16 protein-coding genes are annotated in these 21,434 nt (G+C 42.0%); 14 read left to right on the top strand and 2 right to left on the bottom strand.

Annotated features, from left to right (window positions below; genetic code table 11):
* The first annotated feature begins 53 nt into the window (after nucleotides 1-53).
* The 7 genes from ACR2F3_RS16090 (at nucleotide 54) to ACR2F3_RS16060 (ending at nucleotide 14,635) form a co-directional block, all read left to right on the top strand.
* Nucleotides 54-4,064: a hybrid sensor histidine kinase/response regulator transcription factor gene (locus ACR2F3_RS16090; protein WP_432711008.1), complete on the top strand. Its 4,011-nt coding sequence runs from the start codon at nucleotides 54-56 to the stop codon at nucleotides 4,062-4,064.
* Between the two features lie 154 nt (nucleotides 4,065-4,218).
* A complete protein-coding gene (locus ACR2F3_RS16085; protein ID WP_432711007.1) occupies nucleotides 4,219-7,206 on the top strand; it encodes a SusC/RagA family TonB-linked outer membrane protein in 2,988 nt (995 codons plus the stop codon).
* A 24-nt stretch (nucleotides 7,207-7,230) separates the two neighbouring features.
* The gene (locus tag ACR2F3_RS16080) at nucleotides 7,231-8,862 is read left to right on the top strand and encodes a RagB/SusD family nutrient uptake outer membrane protein (protein WP_432711006.1); all 1,632 of its coding nucleotides are present in this window, start codon (nucleotides 7,231-7,233) and stop codon (nucleotides 8,860-8,862) included.
* An 81-nt stretch (nucleotides 8,863-8,943) separates the two neighbouring features.
* A complete protein-coding gene (locus tag ACR2F3_RS16075; RefSeq protein WP_432711005.1) occupies nucleotides 8,944-10,170 on the top strand; it encodes a DUF2264 domain-containing protein in 1,227 nt (408 codons plus the stop codon).
* Nucleotides 10,171-10,172: 2 nt separating this feature from the next.
* On the top strand, nucleotides 10,173-11,474 hold the full coding sequence (locus tag ACR2F3_RS16070) for a BNR repeat-containing protein (RefSeq protein ID WP_432711004.1): 1,302 nt from the start codon (nucleotides 10,173-10,175) through the stop codon (nucleotides 11,472-11,474).
* 16 nt (nucleotides 11,475-11,490) lie between these two features.
* On the top strand, nucleotides 11,491-12,696 hold the full coding sequence (locus ACR2F3_RS16065) for a glycoside hydrolase family 88 protein (protein WP_432711003.1): 1,206 nt from the start codon (nucleotides 11,491-11,493) through the stop codon (nucleotides 12,694-12,696).
* Between the two features lies 1 nt (nucleotide 12,697).
* Complete coding sequence (locus tag ACR2F3_RS16060) at nucleotides 12,698-14,635, top strand: family 43 glycosylhydrolase (RefSeq protein ID WP_432711002.1); 1,938 nt, start codon at nucleotides 12,698-12,700, stop codon at nucleotides 14,633-14,635.
* Between the two features lie 106 nt (nucleotides 14,636-14,741).
* On the opposite strand, the gene ACR2F3_RS16055 is transcribed toward ACR2F3_RS16060, so the two are convergent.
* On the bottom strand, nucleotides 14,742-15,380 hold the full coding sequence (locus ACR2F3_RS16055) for a hypothetical protein (protein ID WP_432711001.1): 639 nt from the start codon (nucleotides 15,378-15,380) through the stop codon (nucleotides 14,742-14,744).
* A gap of 36 nt (nucleotides 15,381-15,416) precedes the next feature.
* Between ACR2F3_RS16055 and ACR2F3_RS16050 the strand changes: the two genes are divergently transcribed.
* The 5 genes from ACR2F3_RS16050 to rpsJ all read left to right on the top strand — a co-directional run bounded on the left by ACR2F3_RS16050 (nucleotide 15,417) and on the right by rpsJ (nucleotide 19,200).
* Complete coding sequence (locus tag ACR2F3_RS16050; RefSeq protein WP_432711000.1) at nucleotides 15,417-15,641, top strand: VF530 family DNA-binding protein; 225 nt, start codon at nucleotides 15,417-15,419, stop codon at nucleotides 15,639-15,641.
* A gap of 159 nt (nucleotides 15,642-15,800) precedes the next feature.
* Nucleotides 15,801-16,214, top strand: a complete 414-nt coding sequence (rpsL, locus tag ACR2F3_RS16045; protein WP_109926363.1) for a 30S ribosomal protein S12 — start codon at nucleotides 15,801-15,803, stop codon at nucleotides 16,212-16,214.
* A gap of 15 nt (nucleotides 16,215-16,229) precedes the next feature.
* On the top strand, nucleotides 16,230-16,697 hold the full coding sequence (rpsG, locus tag ACR2F3_RS16040) for a 30S ribosomal protein S7 (RefSeq protein ID WP_432710999.1): 468 nt from the start codon (nucleotides 16,230-16,232) through the stop codon (nucleotides 16,695-16,697).
* 19 nt (nucleotides 16,698-16,716) lie between these two features.
* Nucleotides 16,717-18,831 carry an elongation factor G gene (gene fusA / locus ACR2F3_RS16035; RefSeq protein ID WP_432710998.1) on the top strand — a complete coding sequence of 705 codons (2,115 nt, stop codon included), beginning with the start codon at nucleotides 16,717-16,719 and terminating at the stop codon, nucleotides 18,829-18,831.
* 63 nt (nucleotides 18,832-18,894) lie between these two features.
* A complete protein-coding gene (rpsJ, locus tag ACR2F3_RS16030) occupies nucleotides 18,895-19,200 on the top strand; it encodes a 30S ribosomal protein S10 (RefSeq protein ID WP_008244591.1) in 306 nt (101 codons plus the stop codon).
* Between the two features lie 64 nt (nucleotides 19,201-19,264).
* On the opposite strand, the gene ACR2F3_RS16025 is transcribed toward rpsJ, so the two are convergent.
* Nucleotides 19,265-19,876, bottom strand: a complete 612-nt coding sequence (locus tag ACR2F3_RS16025) for a hypothetical protein (protein ID WP_432710997.1) — start codon at nucleotides 19,874-19,876, stop codon at nucleotides 19,265-19,267.
* A 124-nt stretch (nucleotides 19,877-20,000) separates the two neighbouring features.
* Between ACR2F3_RS16025 and ACR2F3_RS16020 the strand changes: the two genes are divergently transcribed.
* Entirely contained in the window at nucleotides 20,001-20,837 is an 837-nt protein-coding gene (locus tag ACR2F3_RS16020) for a sulfite exporter TauE/SafE family protein (RefSeq protein ID WP_432710996.1), read from the top strand.
* A complete protein-coding gene (locus ACR2F3_RS16015; protein ID WP_432710995.1) occupies nucleotides 20,834-21,226 on the top strand; it encodes a DUF1634 domain-containing protein in 393 nt (130 codons plus the stop codon). The genes ACR2F3_RS16020 and ACR2F3_RS16015 overlap by 4 nt, the downstream gene beginning before the upstream one ends.
* Nucleotides 21,227-21,434 lie beyond the last annotated feature (208 nt).

Here is a 21,434-nt window from a genome sequence, read left to right as displayed (position 1 = left end):
CGGTATGAAGTCGTTAAATTTAGTCACGTAATGAACTAAATCGTCATTATACATTGCGAAGTTTCCTGCCTGCCTTACTTATTTTCCTTACGTTAAAGACGTATAGTTTTGCCAATCCGCCTATTAAATATTTAGGCATTGAGCATGGCTTGTCTAATAACGCTGTTAATGCTATTTTCCAGGATCGGGAAGGCTTTATGTGGTTTGGCACCTATAATGGGTTAAACCGGTATGACGGTTCTAATTTTGTTCATTTCAACAGCATTTGGGGAGACAACAGTTCGCTACCGAGCAACCATATTACGGGCATCACTGAGGATCGTGCCGGGCAACTATGGGTAGGTACCCAAAAGGGGGTGGTGATTCATGAGGCTGACAAAGCTAAATTTGTTCCTGTACTGTACCAAACTGCAGCTGGCAAAACACAAGAGATCAGTTTCAATATCAACAGTTTGCAGGCGGGGTCAGGCGGAGATATGTACATCGCTACCGCTGATGCCGGTTTACTGGTTTATCAGGCGAAAGCCAAAAAGGCCATCCAGGTTTTTTTCAATAATAACCGTATAAACTACCACGTACAGACCTTGCTGTTAGACCGGCAAGAAAGGTTATGGATGTTTATAAAAGACGTCGGCTTGTGCAGGTACGATGTGGAAAAGGAAAAAATCGAGCTGATTGACGGAAGCCTGAAAGCGGCAACGCGTTTAAAGGAAGATAACCACCGCAGGATCTGGATTGGCACGCCAGGCGGATTGTATTTGTACAACCCTGTTAGGCAAGCGGGCATACGGCTTAGTCAGGTAAAAGTTCCCTTAAGCAATAACAATATTGGTGATATTCAGCTGAGTGCAAATAAACTGTGGATTGCTACTGATGGCGGTGGCATTAACATCATGGACCTTGATACCAGAAAGTTGGATTATCTGCAGGCAGGTGAGGGCGAAGGTTTGCTGAAAAGTAATGCGGTATCTGGAATCTATGAAGACCGGGAGTCCAGAAAATGGGTAGCAACATTGCGAGGCGGCGTTAACATTATTGAGCATATTGAGAAAAGTTTCCAATGGATCAAAAAAGATCCTCTTCAAAAGAACAGCCTTGTTGACAATTTTGTACTCTCCTTTGCCGAAGATGAAAACAGTAACCTTTGGATTGGCACTGACGGCGGGGGATTGAGTTTCTACAATACCAACACGCAAACCTATGTAAATTACAAAGCTAATGTGAACCAGCCTGGTTCGCTTAGCAGCAACTTTATTGTCAACATTGTTAAGGACCACAAGAACCAGATCTGGGTAGCCGCCTTTGCCGGTGGCATAGACCTTTTCCAGCCAAAAACCGGGAATTTTAAACATTATAACCTCTACCACCCGGAAAAGAAGGTATTGGAGAACAATCTTTGGAAGTTATATGAAGATGCATCGAACCGTTTGTGGGCAGGTACTACCCGCGACGGAGGCTTGTATCTTTTTAATCCGCTTACCGATCAGTTTGACTTGTTTGACAAACGTTTGATGAATATTCACGCCATGCTGGAGGACCGTACTGGAACGTTGTGGGCCGGCGATTATAATCATCTGATTAAAATTGACACGCGCAGTAAAAAACATGAATTCATTGAGGTAGGCAGGGCCATCCGTTCGATGCAGGAAGACAAGCAAGGGAACCTATGGCTGGGCACAGAAGGGGGTGGTTTGCTTCAGTTTAACCGGCAGAAGAAAACCTTTAAACGCTTTACCATGGCAGATGGGTTGCCGGACAATTCGGTTCTGAATATTTTAGAGGACGATTTGGGACGTTTGTGGGTCAGCACCTATCAAGGGCTTTCTAATTTTAATCCAACTACCAGCAGGTTTACGAATTATGTAGCCTCGGATGGTTTGCAAAGCAACCAGTTTAGTTACCATGCAGCGTTGAAACTGGCATCAGGAGAAATGCTTTTTGGTGGAATTAAAGGTTTTAATCGTTTTGATCCGCTGAAGGTTAGGCGAGAGCACCATGTGCCGGAGTTGAAAGTAACCGGATTGAAAGTAAATCATGTTCCTGTGCACAATAGCCTGACATTAAAATATTTGGAGGTAGCCTATAACCAGGCTAACCTTGCCATCGACTATGTGGCTTTGGAATATTCCTTTCCCGAAAAGATAAGGTATTCCTATTACCTGGAAGGGTGGGATTTAAACTGGAACGACGTTGGAAAGGCGACTACTGCCTATTACAGCAGTTTACCCCCAGGAACTTATACCTTAATGATCAGATCGACAGATACTGAGGGTAACTGGCTTCCGCCAAAAAAGCTGATGATAAGGATACTCAGTCCCTGGTATTTTCGCTGGTGGGCCATCATGTGTTATGCCTTGATTACGGTAACGGCAACTTACCTGATTCGCTTAAACTGGCTTCGTCATAAAAAGCTAAAACGCAGCGTGGCAAATGCACACCTGGATATGGAACGGGAGAAGGAACTCAATGAGAAGAAACTTTCCTTCTTTACTAACATCTCTCACGAGTTCAGGACCCCATTAACCCTTATCATTAATCCGATAAAAGACCTATTGAAACGCGATGAACAGTCTGATCGTTCAGAATTAAATGTCATTTATAGAAATGCGAAACGTTTGCTTGGCCTGGTAGATCAGCTCTTGCTGTTTAGAAAGGCAGAAAGTGATAACGACCAGCTGCATGTGGTTCCTCACAATTTTGTGTCCCTGTGCAAAGATGTATTCATTTGTTTCAGTCAGCAGGCTAAGCTGAAAAATATCAGCTATACTTTTGAAAGTTCTACAGATGAACTGGTATTATACACCGACCGTGATAAAATAGAAATAGCCTTGTTTAACTTGCTGTCCAATGCTTTTAATTTTACCCCTGAATATGGAAAAATTGACGTTAAATTGTGGGAAGAAGATACCATGGTGTGCTTGCAGGTTGCAGATAATGGCAGGGGCGTAGCCGAAGATATGGACGGAAAGATCTTCGACAAGTTCTACCAGGTTAAGAATGCGTCTGCTTTAAATAAAGGATTCGGCATTGGGCTTTACCTGGTGAAAACCTTTGTCGCACAGCATGCCGGACAGGTAAGTTATGAAGCTACAGCGGGTGGGGGTATGACCTTTTCCATCCAGCTTCCAAAAGGGCAGAAACATTTTACCCCACAGCAACTGGCTATGGTGCAGGGTGATCTTGAGAAATTTCTGAGCACGGTGCAAAGCGATGAGGCGTTGGAGGAAGTTCAGCAGGAAGAAAATGTTAAGCTGGAACGTTTGATTAGCAGCAAGCAAACCCTGATGATCATTGACGATAATGTGGAGATCAGAACTTACATGAAACAAATCTTTAAATTACAATACCATATTATTCAGGCAGATAATGGGGAGGAGGGCATGCTGCTGGCTAAGAAATCGCAGCCAGACATTATCATCTGTGATGTAACCATGCCCGGAATAAATGGCATCGACTTTTGCAGAGCGATTAAGCAGGATACCTCCTTAAGCCATATTCCTGTGGTGCTGCTTACAGGCGATGACACACCTGAACTTAAATTGAAAGGTATAGAGGTGGGTGCAGTAGATTTCATTAGTAAACCTTTTGATAAAGAACTTTTGATGGCACGGGTAAATGGTATCCTGAAGATCAAGGAAGAACTGCAACATTACTTCTTTAAAGAGATTACCTTAAATCCAGATAACCGGACGGTCTCGGCTGCTCATCGCGATTTCCTGAACCATTGTATGTCGATTATCGAGGCATCGCTTCTGGACCCGGATTTCGATGTAAAGAAAATATCCGTGGAAATGGGCATGAGTTATTCGACGCTGCTGAAAAAGATCAAGTCTATAACCGGGCATTCCGTTAACCGCTTCATCAGGTTTGTGCGTTTAAGGAAGGCTGCGGAACTGTTAATCCACAGTAACTGTAATGTTAATGAGGCCGCCTACCAGGTGGGCATCAATGACGTTAAATATTTCCGCATGCAGTTTTTTGAACTCTTCGGGATGAATCCATCCGATTTTATTAAAAAGCATAGAAGAGCTTTTCAGAAGTCCTATTACCTCAATAAGGACTAAAACGAGCGATTAATCAATTATACCCCCTCAAAATGTTGCTTTACCCCCTACGGAGTTCGATGAATTGTCCGTATTTCGTAAAATACACCCTAAGAAATGTTGATTTGACATTTCTAATTGTACAAAAACACGCTAACCAAATAATACCAACCGTATGAATGTAAATTTTACAAAACTCATCTGTATGCTGCTTTTTATACAGATCCTGGCCACAGGCTATAACGGCCTTTATGCCCAGGGAACCTTTTCCATTAAAGGGAAAGTAAGTGATCAAACTGGCGCGGGAATTCCTGGTGCCAACATTAAGGTGGCCGGAACCAACCAGGGGACCGTAACTGACAACAATGGTGCCTTCAGCATTACCTTAAGTTCACCCTCAACCTTACAAATTTCTTATATCGGTTACACACAGCAATCGGTACCTGTTACTGCGAACACGCAAACCCTCGACATAAAGCTGGCGGAGAACGAAGCAGATAAGAACCTGAATGAAGTAGTGGTAGTGGGGTATGGAACGCAAAAAAAATCGGATATTACAGGGGCAGTGACATCAATTCCTAAATCAAGGTTGTCACAATTACCGGTAACCAATGTGTTGCAGGCTATCCAGGGTGCCGCGGCAGGGGTAAATGTATCGCAGACTTCTTCTGTTCCTGGTGCACAACCTTCAGCATTAGTGAGGGGACAAAATTCAATTAATGCCACTACAGGGCCTTACGTTGTTGTTGATGGAATTCCATTAAGCAAAACAGGGGGATCACTAAATGACATTAACCCAAATGACATTGCTTCTGTGGAAATTTTAAAAGATGCCTCTGCCGTAGCAATTTATGGAACTAATGGTTCTAACGGGGTAATTTTAATTACTACCAAAAGAGGTACAACCGGCAAACCGGTTATCCGTTACAATGCCTATGCAGGTGTGGAAAACATGGCCCACATCTTAAAGCCGAGAAACGCTACGGAATACGTGCAAAAATATGCCGACTGGATTGCCCAGACCGGGCAAACTGCGATTAATCCGGTACCAAATTTTGGCGAGTTGGCAAATTACAATGCTGGTATTACTACCGACTGGATTGATGAAGCTACCCAAACTGGCGTGATGCAGGATCATAATCTTAGTATTTCAGGGGGAACCGAAGATGTGAAGTATTTCTTATCTGGTGATTACCTCGATCAAAAAGGCGTGGTAAAAGGGTATAACTACAAAAGAGCCAGTATCAGGTCTAACTTAGATGTTGACGTGACGGACTTTTTAAAGGTTGGTACCTCATTGTTTTTAACCAACAATAATTATGATGGTGGACGTGCGAATCTGTTGTTTGCCAGTGCGATGAGTCCATATGGCCAAATGTACAATGCCAATGGTACCTATAAAATTCACCCGATGCAGCCAGAGCAATTGTTTACCAACCCGATGTTAGGTTTAACAACTGATCGTATTCAACGCAGTACAAACTTAAATGGTAACGCTTTCGCCGAAGTGAAATTTTCAGGTGTTTTAGAAGGTTTAAAATATCGCTTAAATGCGGGTTATACTTATTTGCCGGCACGTAACGCAAGTTACACTGGTCGTTTGGCGAATGACCTGAATGGAACAGCAGAGAATTTTAACTCGGAAACCAACAGTTACACCCTGGAGAACTTGTTAACCTATACCAAAGATTTTGGCAAACACCATATCGACCTCACAGGTTTATACAGTAACCAGCAGCGTAAATATATTGAAACCAGGGCACGTGCCGTAGGTTTTGTAAACGACGAATTATCCTTTAATAATTTAGGTGCAGGTGCAACGCAAACCAGTGCTTCTTATGCCGACCGTTACGGTTTGGTTTCCCAAATGGGTAGGATCAACTACTCCTACGACAGCCGTTATTTATTTACCCTAACTGCCAGACGTGATGGTTCATCTGTTTTTGGTTCCAATACCACTAAATATGGTGTTTTCCCTTCTGCAGCCATCGGATGGAACGTAAGCAATGAAGATTTTATGGAAGACGTAAAATTTGTTGATAACCTGAAGTTAAGGGTATCCCATGGTAAATCTGGTAACGAAGCCATTTCAGTATACCGTACCATTACTACTAACGGGATTGTTCGCCAGCCTTTCAACGGGGTGAGTACCATTGGTGCGGTAGCCAGTAACCTGGGTAACGTAAACCTCTTATGGGAAACTACGCTTTCTACCAATTTAGGGGTTGATTTTAGCTTGTTTAACAGCCGTATTTCCGGATCGGTAGATGCCTATAAAACGAAGACCACCGATATCTTATTGTTGAGAAGTTTACCGATTATTACCGGATACAATAACGTATTTGATAACCTTGGTGAGGTGGAAAACAAAGGATTAGAGATTACCTTGAACACTAAAAACCTTGATAAAGGAGACTTTAAATGGGAAAGTAGCTTCAACTTTTCAACGAATAGAAATAAACTGATTGACTTATATGGCGACAAGAAAAGTGACCTTGGTAACCGTTGGTTTATTGGCCAACCCATTAGTGTAGTTTATGATTATCGTTTGGAAGGTGTATGGCAGACTGGCGAAGATCCGTCAAATCAAGATCCGGGTGCAAAGCCAGGTGATTTAAAATTTGCCGACATCAATGGTGATGGTATCATCACCGCCGACGGTGACCGCGAAGTATTGGGACAACGCGCTCCTAAATGGACAGGTGGTTTAACCAATACTTTCCATTACAAAAATCTGCACCTGAATATTTTCATTCAAACGGCACAGGGCATGACAAAAAATAACAACGATTTAAATTACAGTGATGAAACGGGTAAAAGGAATACACCAGCAGAAGTAGGATACTGGACACCAACGAATGGAAATAATTCTCGTCCTGCCTTGTCTTACAATAACACCAGAGGGTATGGTTATGCTTCAGACGGCGCTTATACCAGAATTAAAGATGTAACCTTAAGTTATGTATTTGGTGCAAAAACCTTAGAGAAACTTCGTTTAGGCAGTTTAACCATTTACGCAAGTGGTCGTAACCTGCATACGTTTACCAACTGGATTGGATGGGATCCTGAAGGGGATTATGCACCAAGAGGATCAGGCGAATGGGTAAATAACTATCCGGTTACCCGCACCTTTGTTTTTGGCGCTAATATCTCTCTACGTTAATCATCAACTTTAAAAATCAGAAAAATGAAAAAGTACATCAGCATATCTTTCGTTGTAGCAGTGGTTCTGCTTTCAGCAGCATGCAAAAAAAGCTACCTTGACGAAAAACCACCTTCTTCTTATACCCCGGTTGCCCTAAGTGATTCTTTAGGTTACGAAGCTTCTTTAGTTGGTTTGTATAACCATGTTTCCACAATTTATTCCAACAGTAACTGGCAAGGACTGGTTAGTGTATGGCAGGTGGGAACAGATGTGGCCAACGCCACGAACAACCAACAGGGAATTGAAATTCCTTATTATAATTATACTTTATTAACCCCTACAGACCAGGCTGCAGAGTTTATGTGGGGCAGAAATTACACGTTAATTAACCTGACTAACATCATTTTGGATGGTGTTGCAGATCCGGCAATGACAGCTTTGAGTCCTAAAGGAAAAGCCAGCGTGGATGCTGAAGCCAGATTTTTCCGTGCCTGGGCTTATAACAGCCTGGCGACCTTATTTGGTGGTGTTCCTTTGGTAGAACACGCCTTAACCGGTCCGAAAACCGACTTTGTGCGCGCACCTATTCAGGATATCAACAATTTGATTGTTGCTGATTTAGAGAAGGCGATTGCAGGTTTGCCAGACATTGATGCCGTAAAAAGTAATTCAAAAGGACCGATGCACGGCCGTGCCAATAAGTTTATGGCCATGCAACTGTTAAGTGAAGTTTACCTGCGTATTGGAAAACCAGATCTTGCTGAGCAGCAGGCGCAAGCCATTATCAACAGCGGTAAATTCAGTCTGATCTCTAAACGTTATGGCGTGAAAGCATCTGCACCAGGTGATCATTATTCAGACATGTTCCAGCAAGGAAACATGAGAAGATCACAGGGTAACACCGAAGCCATCTGGATCTTAGAGCAGGAAAACCCAAACGTAGTGGTTGGTGGTATTACCGGCGATCCACAGCAGAGAAGGGTTTGGGGAGTAGCCTACCACAACGTGAGCGGTATGGCCCTGGCAGATTCATTAGGTGGACGTGGTTTAGGTCGTTTGCGGTTAAGCAACTGGGTAATTTATGGTTTATATAAAGGCGACGATGTCCGTAACTCTAAGTATAACTTAAAAAGAAGGTTTTATTATAACGACCCGACCAAACCAGCTACTTTCGGCAAGATCGTTCCTTATGCGGGTCCGGATACCTTGTTCAACATTGCACCACACATTACCAAATGGTACCACTTTGATCCGAATGATACTTTCGGGTATGCAATGATCAAAGATTTTACCCTAATGCGTTTAGGCGAGACTTACCTGCTTTTAGCAGAAGCACAGTTTAAGCAAGGGAAATTACAAGATGCTGCAAATACCTTAAATGTATTGCGTAAACGTGCTTTTGCCGATTACCCTTCGAGTGGACAGATTACTGCAGGCGAGGTGACCCTCAACCTGATTCTTGATGAGCGTGCCAGAGAATTGATTGGTGAAGAAAACAGAAGAACCACCTTGATGCGTACCGGAACTTTAGTGGAACGAGCCTTAAGGTTAAACCCTACCGATCAGCAAAAACCAACAGTTGGTTTAACAGCTAAAAATTTGTTATTGCCAATTCCGTTACGCGAAATTCAGTTGAATAAGGACGCTGTTTTGGAACAAAATCCTGGATATTAATTAGATGTAACGATACCGATACGCTACCAGCACCAGTATGCACTGAATAATGTTTATAATGCAATGGAAAAACAACGATAGATGAGAATTATAGCTTTTATATTTTTAATGACAGGTGTTACCTGTTTTGCGCAAGCCCAAAACCCTAGTTCTGACAATAATAATAAAGTGGCACAAGCAGAAAGATCATATTTAGTTAACTCGTTGGTGAAAATTGCAGACCCGGTTCTGGTAGCGTTAAGTAAAAATGAATTAAAGAAGACCATGCCCGTGGAATGTGTAGAAGGGGCATTGGAAGGAAGAAAACAAGTAACTTACCTGGAAGCTTTCGGAAGGTTACTGTCGGGCATGGCCCCATGGTTAGAATTGGGTGCTGATGATACACCAGAAGGAAAGTTGCGACAAAAATATATCCGATTAGCTTTAAAAGGGTTAGACAATGCCACCAATCCTAAGGCAGCTGACTATATGAATTTTAATAAAGGCGGTCAGCCATTGGTTGACGCTGCCTTTTTAGCACAAGCCCTTTTGCGGGCGCCTACTCAATTGTGGGATCCACTGGATCAACAAACCAAAACCAATATTATCCGCGAACTCAAGTCTTCAAGGGTCATCAGACCTTATACCAGCAACTGGTTGCTATTTAGCGCCATGGTAGAAGCAGCGTTGTTGAAGTTTGACGGCGCTGCCGATCAAATGCGCATAGACTATGCCGTAAAACAGCATATGCAATGGTATAAAGGCGATGGGGCCTATGGCGATGGAGAAAATTTCCACTGGGATTATTACAACAGTTTCGTGATACAACCGATGCTGATTGAGATTCTAGAGACCACAGGTAACGAGAAAAAATTATATGCCGAGGTCTTAAGACGCGCCACCAGGTACTCAGGGGTACAAGAGCGGCTGATTTCTCCAGATGGCACCTATCCGCCCATAGGACGTTCGCTGGCTTACCGATTCGGGGCATTCCAATCCCTGGCGCAAATGGCTTTATTAAAGAAATTACCTTCGGAGGTTAAACCACAACAAGTGCGTGCTGCACTGTATACCGTGATTAAGAAACAGCTGGAAGCACCAGGTACCTTCGATGAAAAGGGATGGTTACAAATCGGCTTTTATGGCCACCAGCCAAGTATTGGTGAATCTTACATTTCTACAGGCAGTCTATACCTATGTAGTCAGGGATTTCTTATTTTAGGACTTACACCTACAGATGAGTTATGGACCGGTGCTGATGAAGACTGGACCCAACGTAAAATCTGGAATGGGCATGCCATACCAATCGATCACAGTATAGATAATTAAACATGAAGTATTTTTTGTGCCGCATCTGGCTCTTATTGCTTATTGGCTATGCTATGCCCTCATCTGCTCAGCTGACCACTGTTGGCGAAGGTTGGGCCGGCAATTCGGTTAATGCGGTTATTTTTAGAAAGAATTCCATTGCCAGCTGGGCTGGTAAACAATATATTGCCTACTACGATCAACAAAAACAAGTCGTACTGGGAACCCGCAAACTCGGTCAGCAACGCTGGACGATTAAAAAAACACCTTATTTTGGCCATGCCGAGGATGCACACCGCTCCATCAGCCTGATTGTTGATGGTGACGGTTACCTTCACATCTCCTGGGATCACCATGGTAACGCGTTAACCTATGCTAAATCATTGAAATCCGGAAGCCTGGATATGGGACCAAAAACCAATATGACCGGATTAAAAGAAACGAACGTTACTTACCCTGAATTTTATACTTTGGCTGATGGCAACCTGCTGTTCCTTTACCGTGATGGTGCCTCTGGCAACGGCAACCTGATGATGAACCACTACGATATTAAAACCAAGAAATGGAAACAGGTACAGGATGGCTTGATCAGCGGCGAAGGTAAAAGAAATGCCTACTGGCAGATGGCGGTTGATACGCGTGGAACCATACACCTGAGCTGGGTATGGCGGGAAAGTGCCGATGTAGCCAGCAACCATGACATGGCCTATGCCCGTTCGAAGGATGGAGGCCTAACCTGGGAAAAATCTACAGGAGAAAAGTATGCTTTACCCATTACCCTGGCGACTGCAGAATGTGTACGGAAGATACCTCAACAAAGTGAACTAATTAACCAGACCTCGATGTTTGCAGATGCGCAGGGTCGACCTTTTATCGCTACTTACTGGCGCGAACAAGGTGAAACTGTACCACAGTACCAGGTTATTTACCACGATGGTGCCAGTTGGCAAACCGCTAACCTGGGGTTTCGCAAAACCCCATTTAGCCTGAGTGGTGTAGGTACTAAAAAAATTCCAGTGAGCAGACCGCAAATACTGGCCTGGGAAAAAAAAGGAAAATTGGCAATGGCTTTAGTTTTCAGAGACGAGGAAAGAGGGGAGAAAGTTTCTGTAGCCATTAACACCGACCTGAAGCAGGCAAAATGGGAAGTGAGAGACCTAACCACAGAAAGTGTGGGTTCATGGGAACCCAGTTATGATACAGAACTATGGAAGAATAAAGGGATCTTGAATCTCTTTGTACAAAAGGTAGTGCAGGTAGACGGGGAAGGAAAGGCAGAAGTTGGCCCTACACCCGTACAGGTATTATCTTATCAATTTAACTAGAAGTAAAAAAAATCTTATGAAGAGCATCAAATGGTTAGCGGCAACGGGACTGTTGTTTTTTGGTTTAGGGGGCCAGGCACAGGAATTTAAAACAAGTGCACCCTTATTAAAAACGATTAAAACTAATTATGTAAAAGCAGCCGATCAATATAAGATCATGATGAAGCAGCTGGAAGGCGACCGATTTCCAAAAACCTTCAGCAACAAAACAAAGAAACTGGAAACCAGTGGTTCGGGGTGGTGGGTGAGTGGTTTTTACCCGGGTACCTTACTTTATCTGCATGAAAAAACAAAAGATCAGGCTTTGTTAACGGAAGCACAGCGTATGCTGGCCCACCTGGAAAAAGAGCAGTATAACACCACTACCCACGATTTGGGTTTTATGATGTTTTGCAGTTTCGGTAATGCACTGGATATCGCTCCTAAACCAGAATATAAACAGATCTTGTTGAACAGTGCCAGGTCTTTGGCCTCCCGGTTTGATCCGAAAATAGGCTGCATCAAATCGTGGGATAGCAAGGAGGGCGACTTCCTGGTGATCATTGATAATATGATGAACCTGGAGCTGCTGTTCTGGGCTACCCGCGAAACCGGCGACTCCAGTTATTATAACATTGCGGTAACACATGCCAATACTACGATGAAAAATCACTTCCGTCCGGATAACAGTTCTTACCATGTGGTTAACTATCACCCGAAAACAGGTGAAGTGCAAAAGAAACATACTGCTCAGGGTTATGCTGATGAGTCGGCATGGGCACGGGGCCAAGCATGGGGCCTGTATGGTTATACGGTGATGTACCGTGAAACCAAAGAGAAGATCTATTTAGATATGGCTAATCAGATTGCTTCGTTTGTGTTGAAACACCCAAACATGCCTAAAGATAAAGTGGCTTACTGGGATTTTAACGCACCAAATATTCCGAATGCCTTACGCGACGTTTCTGCAGCGGCCATTATGTCGTCGGGTTTATTTGAACTGGCCAAATATGCAGACCGCAAGACTGGTCAGTTTTATTTCAGCAACGCTGAACAGATGTTGAAAAGCTTATCAGGTGCCCCTTATCAATCACTTCCGGGCACCAATGCGGGTTTCATTTTACAACACAGTGTAGGTCACATTCCTGAAAATACAGAGGTAGATCAGCCACTTACCTATGCGGATTACTACTATGTAGAAGCGATGAAAAGATATGAGGCATTTAACGTAAAGAACAAATAACATGAAGAGAATTTCGTTTGTTTATGCATGTGTTGCAGTTGCCACGTTGTTTAGTTCTGTACTATTTACATTAAATGCTAAAGCCCAAACTACTGATAAATCAGCATACCTTTTTGCTTATTTTACCGGTAACGGGCCTGCCAAGGAAGCCATTCGTTTTGCATTAAGCGACGATGGGTATTCGTATAAAGCTTTAAATAACAATGAGCCAGTGTTAAACACAGAAGCCATTAGTGTAACTGGTGGCGTGCGCGATCCTCATATTTTGCGCGGTGAAGACGGCAAAACAGTCTACATGGTGGCCACTGACATGCAGGTAGCAAAATATGGCTGGGGCCCAAACCATGGTTTGGTGATGATGAAGTCTACTGACCTTATCCATTGGGATGCACACCAGGTTAATGTACCGGAGACTTTTGCTAAATTTAAGGAGGCCAACCGCGTATGGGCACCACAGACCATATACGACAAGAAAGTTAAAAAGTACATGTTATACTGGTCTATGCGTTTTGGTGAGGGCGAGGATATCATTTATTATGCCTATGCCAATAAAGACTTTAGCGGTTTGGAGACAGCGCCTAAACAGTTGTTTTTTAGTCCGGATAAAAAAGCTTGCATTGACGGCGACATTATTTTTAAGGATGGAAAATACCATTTGTTTTACAAAACAGAAGGTTCGGGCAAGGGCATTAAAAAAGCGGTGTCCTCTAAATTAACATCCGGATATGTTGCCCAAGACAAATATCTGCAGCAAACCACCGATCCTGTAGAAGGAGCAGGCATTTTCAAGCACCATGATGGCAAATACATTTTAATGTATGATGTGTATACCAAGGGACGTTACCAGTTTACGGAAAGCGATGACCTGGAGAACTTTAAGGTGATTGACCAAAAGGTAAGTATGGATTTCCAACCTCGTCATGGTACAGTGATGGCGGTGACGAAAGATGAAGCTGCTCGATTAACCAAATACTGGGATACCCTGGGTAGTTTTAAAAGTCCGGTTCAACCCCTGGCAAAATCAAGTGAACACAACCCGGTTTTAAAAGGTTTCTACGCCGATCCGGAAATTATATATGCAAAGAAAACAGGGTTATATTATCTGTACCCTACCAGTGATGGTTTCACTGGCTGGGCTGGAACTTATTTCAAAACCTTTTCTTCGCCCGATTTAAAAAACTGGAAAGACGAAGGGCTGATCCTTAATTTACCCGAGCAGGTGAGCTGGGCGAATAGAAATGCCTGGGCACCTACCATTACCGAGAAAAAGGTAAAGGGAAAATACAAGTACTATTACTATTATACGGCGGCACAGAAAATTGGGGTAGCCGTAGCTGAACATCCGACAGGGCCATTTAAAGATAGCGGCAAACCATTGATTGCAGATAAACCAGCAGGTATTAAAGGTGGACAAGAAATAGATCCGGATGTGTTTACTGACCCGGTTTCGGGAAAAAGTTACCTGTATTGGGGAAACGGCTACCTGGCGGCAGTCCTGCTTAAGCCAGACATGATTTCAATTGATCTATCGACATTAAATATTATTACACCCGATAAAACCTTTAGAGAAGGGGCGGAGGTATTTTACCGCAAAGGCAAATATTATTTCATGTGGTCGGAGAACGATACGCGCAGCGAAGATTACCGGGTAAGGTATGGGACTTCGGATTCGCCCTTAGGAAAGATCAAAATTGCAGAGAATAACCTGATTTTAAGCAAGCACCCGGAGAAAGGGATATATGGTACCGGACATAACAGTGTGATCCAAGTACCCGGAACAGACGATTGGTACATTGTATATCATCGATTTGCTGTGCCGCATGGTATAAAAATGGGAGACGCTGCGGGGTACCACCGTGAAGTATGTATTGATAAACTGGAGTTTGACGCCGCAGGAAATATTACGAAAGTAATACCGACGCTGGAAGGAATCCGGTAATCTTGAGGCAAGTAAGCACTATATTTCCTGGATATCTGCTATTATAATACATAACATGATAAAGAGGAAATATAGCTAGACCGAATCCAAAATGACTCCATAATTTTTACTTGAAAAAGCTCTCTTTTAATTTTTGAGCATCCAATACAGGGGCAGGGGTATCCAGACGAATTAACCAGCCTTTTTGTTTTAATAAGGCTATTTCCGTTTTTGCTACTGAAAGGTCTTTGCCTTTAATTTGTTCCTTATATAGCAGTGGATCTTTTGGTGCCACATTAGCTGGGGTGAAATATAACGCTTCCAGGATAAATTTAGGCCATAACTGGATATCGCCCATATTGGCGGAAAATATTTTTACAGCTGAATGCGGGGGTACGATACCAGCAAATTCACCTTTGAAACGGTCGCCCTTTTCGGTAGTTAAGCTTAACAGAAACTGATAGGAAGTTTCATTTACAAAGTGGAAATGCGCGATTACCTGACTATGCTGATCGCTAACTAATCCCAGATAAACCCCTTCTGTAATAAATTCTGCCGCAGGAACCACTGCCTGGCTTCGGTTGTGTACCATTTCACTGGCTTCGGGCATATCGCCATGTACCAGGGTAACCTTCGTGGCCATTACCGGGATTTCGAAGTCGTTAGTGTCAGTTACACCGATCATATCTTTATCAATAATCCTGGTAACATATCCTTCTATATTTTCGTCTACGAAACGAACAAAGTCGCCTAATTTTACTTGCATAGCTCAAATTTAACGATATCTTTCTAATTTTACACTATGGAAAAGCCTGCGGAACAGCGGAACAACCCCTTGCACGGGAAGACACTGGAGTTTATATTAAAACAACTGGTGTGGCATTATGGCTGGGAGGAAATGGGTAAGCTGGTGCGTATTGATTGTTTTAATAACAACCCGACAATGAATTCCAGTTTAAAGTTTTTACGTAAAACTGACTGGGCACGTAAAAAAGTAGAAAAATTATATTTAAATACCTTCCATTAAAGCCCATATGAGGGTTGCAAAAGCCGTCATGGCAAAGGGATGTTTTCATGTATCAACATTTTATTGTTAAGTGCTTGATTTATACAATGTATTCTCATACCTTTGCAATCCCTTTATTAGGGGTAAAGTTTTTAAACATTAATAGAAAAACAAAAAACAATGCCAACCATTCAACAATTAGTTAGAAAAGGTAGAGTAGCACTGGAGTTCAAGAGTAAGTCTCCGGCGTTGGACAGTTGTCCACAGCGAAGAGGTGTATGTACACGTGTATATACCACTACCCCTAAAAAACCAAACTCAGCAATGCGTAAAGTTGCTCGTGTACGTTTAACCAATGGAAAAGAGGTGAATGCCTATATTCCTGGTGAAGGACACAATTTACAAGAGCACTCGATTGTATTGATCCGTGGTGGTCGTGTTAAAGATTTACCGGGAGTACGTTACCACATCATTCGTGGTGCATTAGATACTTCAGGCGTAGCAGGTCGTAACCAACGTCGTTCAAAATATGGCACTAAACGTCCTAAACCAGGACAAGCAGCAGCGGCACCAACAAAAGGTAAAAAGAAATAATTAGGAGGAACAAAAATGAGAAAGTCGAAACCAAAAAAGAGAATTATCCTTCCTGATCCAAAATTTAACGATGTTCAGGTGACCCGTTTTGTAAACAATATGATGTTTGACGGAAAAAAATCTATTGCTTATTCAATTTTTTATGATGCTGTTGAATTGGCAGAAAAAAAAGTTGGTGAAAATGGATTAGAAATATGGAAACGTGCATTAAACAACGTTATGCCTGCAGTAGAGGTTAAATCTCGTCGTGTAGGTGGTGCAAACTTCCAGGTGCCAACAGAAGTAAGACCAGACCGTAAAATTGCTTTAGGCATGAAATGGTTAATTTCTTACGCTCGTAAACGTGGTGAAAAAACCATGAAAGAAAAATTAGCAGGTGAAATTGTTTCAGCAGCTAAAGGTGAAGGTGCAGCAGTTAAGAAAAAAGAAGATACGCATAAAATGGCTGAGGCTAACAAAGCGTTCTCTCATTTCCGTTTCTAAATTATAGAATCATAATATAATGTCAAGAGATTTAAAATACACAAGAAACATAGGTATTGCGGCTCACATCGATGCGGGTAAAACCACAACAACAGAGCGTATTCTATATTATGCTGGTGTTAGTCACAAACTTGGTGAGGTGCACGAAGGTGCAGCAACCATGGACTGGATGGCACAAGAGCAGGAGCGTGGTATTACCATTACTTCGGCTGCTACAACAGTAAATTGGAATTACAGAGGTCATAAATATCATGTAAACGTTATTGATACTCCAGGACACGTAGATTTTACCGTAGAGGTTAATCGTTCATTACGTGTATTGGATGGATTAGTGTTTTTGTTTTCAGCAGTTGATGGTGTTGAGCCACAATCTGAAACCAACTGGCGTTTAGCTAACAACTACAATGTACCACGTATCGGTTTTGTTAACAAAATGGATCGTTCAGGTGCTGACTTTTTAAAAGTTGTTAAGCAAGTTAAAGATATGTTAGGTAGCAATGCAGTTCCATTGCAGTTACCTATCGGTTCTGAAGACGGATTCAAAGGTGTTGTTGATTTAATTAACAACCGTGGTATCATTTGGAACGAGCATGATAAAGGGATGACCTTTACTGAAGTGCCGATTCCTGAAGATATGATAGATGAGGTTGCAGAATGGAGAGAGAAATTACTTGAGTCAGTGGCTGATTACGATGAGTCATTGATGGAGAAATTTTTCGATGCACCAGATACTATCACTGAGCGTGAAGTTTTAGACGCTTTACGCAAAGCAGTATTAGATGCTAAAATTGTTCCTATGGTATGTGGTTCATCTTTCAAAAACAAAGGTGTTCAAACTATGCTTGATTATGTGATGGAATTATTGCCATCGCCTATGGATGTAGACGGTATCACAGGTACTAATCCTGAAACAGGTGAAGAAGTTACTCGTCAACCAAGTGAAAAAGAGCCGTTTGCAGCTTTAGCTTTTAAAATTGCAACAGATCCTTTCGTTGGTCGTTTGTGCTTTATCCGTGTTTATTCTGGTAACCTAGAAGCAGGTTCATATGTGTACAATGCACGTTCTGAAGGTAAAGAACGTATTTCACGTATTTTCCAAATGCATGCTAACAAGCAAAACCCAATTCCTAACGTAGGAGCTGGTGATATTGCTGCGGTAGTAGGCTTTAAAGATATCAAAACAGGTGATACGCTTTGTGATGAGAAAAACCCAATCATTCTTGAATCAATGAATTTCCCTGAGCCGGTTATCGGTTTAGCGATTGAGCCTAAAACTCAGGCTGACGTTGATAAATTAGGAATGGGCTTAGCTAAATTAGCGGAAGAAGATCCTACATTTAGAGTTCAGACAGATCAGGAAACTGGTCAGACTGTAATTTCCGGTATGGGTGAGCTTCACTTAGATATCTTGATTGACCGTTTAAAACGTGAGTTTAAAGTGGAGGTTAATCAGGGAGCTCCTCAAGTTGCTTACAAAGAGGCAATCACTGGATCTACTCAACACCGTGAGACTTACAAAAAACAAACAGGTGGTCGTGGTAAATTTGCTGATATTCAGGTTATCATTTCGCCAATTGATCCAGATTACGAAAAAGGTGGCTTGCAATTCGTTAACGAAATTGTTGGTGGTTCGATTCCTCGTGAATTTATCCCTTCAGTAGAGAAAGGTTTTGCAGCAGCGATGGCTAACGGTGTAATTGCCGGATATCCACTACCTGATATGAAAGTTCGTTTAATTGACGGATCTTTCCACGCAGTCGATTCAGATGCATTATCATTCGAAATTGCAGCGCGTTCTGCTTTCCGTGAAGCATTACCAAAATGTAAGCCGGTATTAATGGAGCCAATCATGAAAATTGAAGTGCTTACACCGGAAGAAAACATGGGTGATGTTATGGGTGACTTAAACCGTCGTCGTGGCCAGCTGCAAGGTATGGACTCACGTAATGGTGCTCAAGTTATTAAAGCATTAGTACCACTTTCAGAGATGTTTGGTTATGTAACGCAATTACGTACCATTACTTCTGGCCGTGCAACATCTACAATGGAGTTTGATCACTATGAGCCAGCTCCAAGGAATGTTCAGGAAGAAGTGATTGCAAAAGCAAAAGGAAGAGTTAAATCGGGAGATTAACTAAAATAAATAATCAGCTGCCTGTTATTAATAGCTCTAACAGGCAGCTTTAAAACAACTATCATGAGCCAAAGAATCAGAATCAAATTAAAATCTTACGATTATAACTTGGTAGATAAATCTGCTGAGAAAATTGTAAAAACTGTTAAGCCTACGGGTGCAGTGGTAAGCGGACCAATCCCTTTGCCAACAGAAAAGAAAATCTTTACTGTTTTGCGTTCACCACACGTGAACAAAAAAGCAAGAGAGCAATTTCAATTATGTGCATACAAACGTTTGTTAGATATTTATAGTTCTAACTCTAAAACAGTTGATGCCTTGATGAAACTTGAATTACCTAGTGGTGTTGAAGTTGAAATCAAAGTTTAATGATTTTATGTAAGTAAAAAGGGCCTTTGCATTTGCAAAGGCCCTTTTTTATTGGGGGTTGTTTTTATTTCCGACCTGTACTCCGAAACTCTTCAAATTTATTACGTTCGTCCTGCAGTTCCCGGGCGAGTTTCTTTTCTTTATCATTAGCCTTTACCTTATAATTCTGGTATTCAGTAGCGATCTCATTATATAAATCTGAACGGTATTTTGCTTCGTGCGCTAGTTTGATTGAGCGAAAGATCAGGATGGCCAGGGCCAAACCTAAAATGATAATCAGCGTCCATACAATTGTATTATATGTACTCTTGCTAAAGGATATGCCTAAAAATGTGATTTCGTTTAACTTAGCATTAGAAGAGCTTAGGGCTGTATCTTTTCCCTGGATCTGTGCCTGCAATTCATTTATGCTTTTTTGTTGTTCGCTTATTTTTATTCTGGCGCTTGTCAAGTCTTTACGCTCCGTGTTGATGGTATCACGTACATTTTTCCAAAAATCAGCTAAACGGGTAGGGTTGACGAGTTTATAGCCATCAAGGGTTCTTGATTTACTCAGCATTAGCTGGTACTGGCCTTTTAGGGAAGGATCTGCTTTAGCGGTGTCCTGGGCCATACTGGAGTTTGCCAGCAAGGCGAAGCACAACAGTGCCATTGTTTTAAGTATAAATTTTTTCATTAACATAGTGTGTTTTTGACCTTGATAAAGCTGTTTCGCTCCACCTTATCGATGTAATTCTGTTAATTTAACATTAAAAACTTAATTTTATTGTGTTCTGCTTACAGATGGTATATTTGTGGCGATGTCTGTTCTCCTTTTCACACTAATTGTTTTGGTCGGTGCATTCCTTGCCGGACTGGTTGGTTCTTTAACTGGTTTGGGTGGTGGCGTGATTATCATTCCCTTATTAACATTGGTTTTAGGTGTTGACATCCACTATGCCATTGGCGCTTCTATTGTATCGGTTATCGCCACGTCTTCAGGCTCGGCTGCTGCTTATGTTAAAGAAGGCATTACCAACATTCGTATTGGGATGTTTCTGGAGATTGCCACCACGGTGAGTGCCATTTTTGGCGCTGTAATAACCATGTATATTAATCCCAGTTATATTGCTGTTGTTTTTGGTTTGATTTTGCTGCTTTCAGCTGTGATGATGGTTCGGAAAAAGGTGGATCGGTCTGATGATGATACGAGTGGAAAATTAGCTACCTTTTTTAAGCTTAATGGAAGTTATCCAACAGCCGAGGGTGTTAAACATTACGCCGTACATAATGTTGTTGGTGGTTTTGCGATGATGTTTTTCGCAGGCATCATTTCTGGTTTACTTGGTATTGGCTCTGGCGCACTAAAAGTGTTGGCTATGGATAATATAATGCGTTTGCCCTTTAAAGTTTCAACCACCACTAGTAATTTTATGATGGGGGTTACTGCGGCGGCTAGTGCGGTAGTATATCTCCACAGGGGACAGATTGATCCTGGAATTGCCATGCCTGTAACCGTAGGCGTGCTGTGTGGCGCAACGCTGGGGTCGAAGATTCTTGTTAAAACCAATACTGATAAATTAAAGCTTATTTTTGCAATAGTGGTGGTGTTTCTTGCTTTTCAAATGATATATAACGGCTTATCAGGAAATTTATGAAAATAGTAGATAAAAATAATCCGGCACAAGAAGATGTGCAATTTATTTTGGGGACGCTGCTTCGTGTGGGGGTTATTTTATCAATGTCTGTGGTTTTGATAGGTGGTTTTATTTATTTGTTTGGCTATCATGATGTTAATGTGAATTATAGTGAGTTTGTTCCTGATGCACACTATGCCGCGTTAGAGCCTATCATAGCAGGTTTAAAAGTGATGGATGGCAAGGCGATCATTCAGCTGGGCACCATATTATTAATTTTCACACCAATTACCCGGATAGTCTTTTCGGTTTTTAGTTTCCTGATAGAAAGAGATTACCTGTATGTACTGATTGGATTAATTGTACTCAGTGTAATTCTATTCAGTTTAAGTAATAAATTAGTTGGGTAATCAATATTTTGCCACTCTGGCATTCCTGTGTCAGTAAAGAACATTTTTGACTTATTTGAAAATTAATTCGCTAACTGTTTGAAAATTAAGATTTCTTTCTTATTTTTGCCCTCCCTTAACGGGAAAGTATATCCACCTTGAACGAAGCCCTACTGCTTCGATGGGTGTTAAATTTAAAACAGAAAATGTCAGGTATTATTGGAAAAAA

Origin of the sequence: Pedobacter sp. (genome assembly GCF_045627485.1) — a bacterium.
Classification (GTDB): Bacteria; Bacteroidota; Bacteroidia; order Sphingobacteriales; family Sphingobacteriaceae; genus Pedobacter.
The sequence above is the reverse complement of the archived record's forward strand: the minus strand, read 5'-3'. Positions and strand labels throughout refer to the sequence as shown.

What these genes read in the sequence shown, in the direction of transcription:
- ACR2F3_RS16020 (WP_432710996.1), top strand. Translation starts at nt 20,001, where the DNA reads ATGTCTGTTCTCCTTTTCACACTAATTGTTTTGGTCGGTGCATTCCTT.
- ACR2F3_RS16015 (WP_432710995.1), top strand. Translation starts at nt 20,834, where the DNA reads ATGAAAATAGTAGATAAAAATAATCCGGCACAAGAAGATGTGCAATTT.
- rpsG (WP_432710999.1), top strand. Translation starts at nt 16,230, where the DNA reads ATGAGAAAGTCGAAACCAAAAAAGAGAATTATCCTTCCTGATCCAAAA.
- ACR2F3_RS16055 (WP_432711001.1), bottom strand. Translation starts at nt 15,380, where the DNA reads ATGCAAGTAAAATTAGGCGACTTTGTTCGTTTCGTAGACGAAAATATA.
- ACR2F3_RS16075 (WP_432711005.1), top strand. Translation starts at nt 8,944, where the DNA reads ATGAGAATTATAGCTTTTATATTTTTAATGACAGGTGTTACCTGTTTT.
- ACR2F3_RS16025 (WP_432710997.1), bottom strand. Translation starts at nt 19,876, where the DNA reads ATGAAAAAATTTATACTTAAAACAATGGCACTGTTGTGCTTCGCCTTG.
- ACR2F3_RS16085 (WP_432711007.1), top strand. Translation starts at nt 4,219, where the DNA reads ATGAATGTAAATTTTACAAAACTCATCTGTATGCTGCTTTTTATACAG.
- rpsL (WP_109926363.1), top strand. Translation starts at nt 15,801, where the DNA reads ATGCCAACCATTCAACAATTAGTTAGAAAAGGTAGAGTAGCACTGGAG.
- ACR2F3_RS16060 (WP_432711002.1), top strand. Translation starts at nt 12,698, where the DNA reads ATGAAGAGAATTTCGTTTGTTTATGCATGTGTTGCAGTTGCCACGTTG.
- ACR2F3_RS16050 (WP_432711000.1), top strand. Translation starts at nt 15,417, where the DNA reads ATGGAAAAGCCTGCGGAACAGCGGAACAACCCCTTGCACGGGAAGACA.
- ACR2F3_RS16070 (WP_432711004.1), top strand. Translation starts at nt 10,173, where the DNA reads ATGAAGTATTTTTTGTGCCGCATCTGGCTCTTATTGCTTATTGGCTAT.
- ACR2F3_RS16080 (WP_432711006.1), top strand. Translation starts at nt 7,231, where the DNA reads ATGAAAAAGTACATCAGCATATCTTTCGTTGTAGCAGTGGTTCTGCTT.
- fusA (WP_432710998.1), top strand. Translation starts at nt 16,717, where the DNA reads ATGTCAAGAGATTTAAAATACACAAGAAACATAGGTATTGCGGCTCAC.
- ACR2F3_RS16065 (WP_432711003.1), top strand. Translation starts at nt 11,491, where the DNA reads ATGAAGAGCATCAAATGGTTAGCGGCAACGGGACTGTTGTTTTTTGGT.
- rpsJ (WP_008244591.1), top strand. Translation starts at nt 18,895, where the DNA reads ATGAGCCAAAGAATCAGAATCAAATTAAAATCTTACGATTATAACTTG.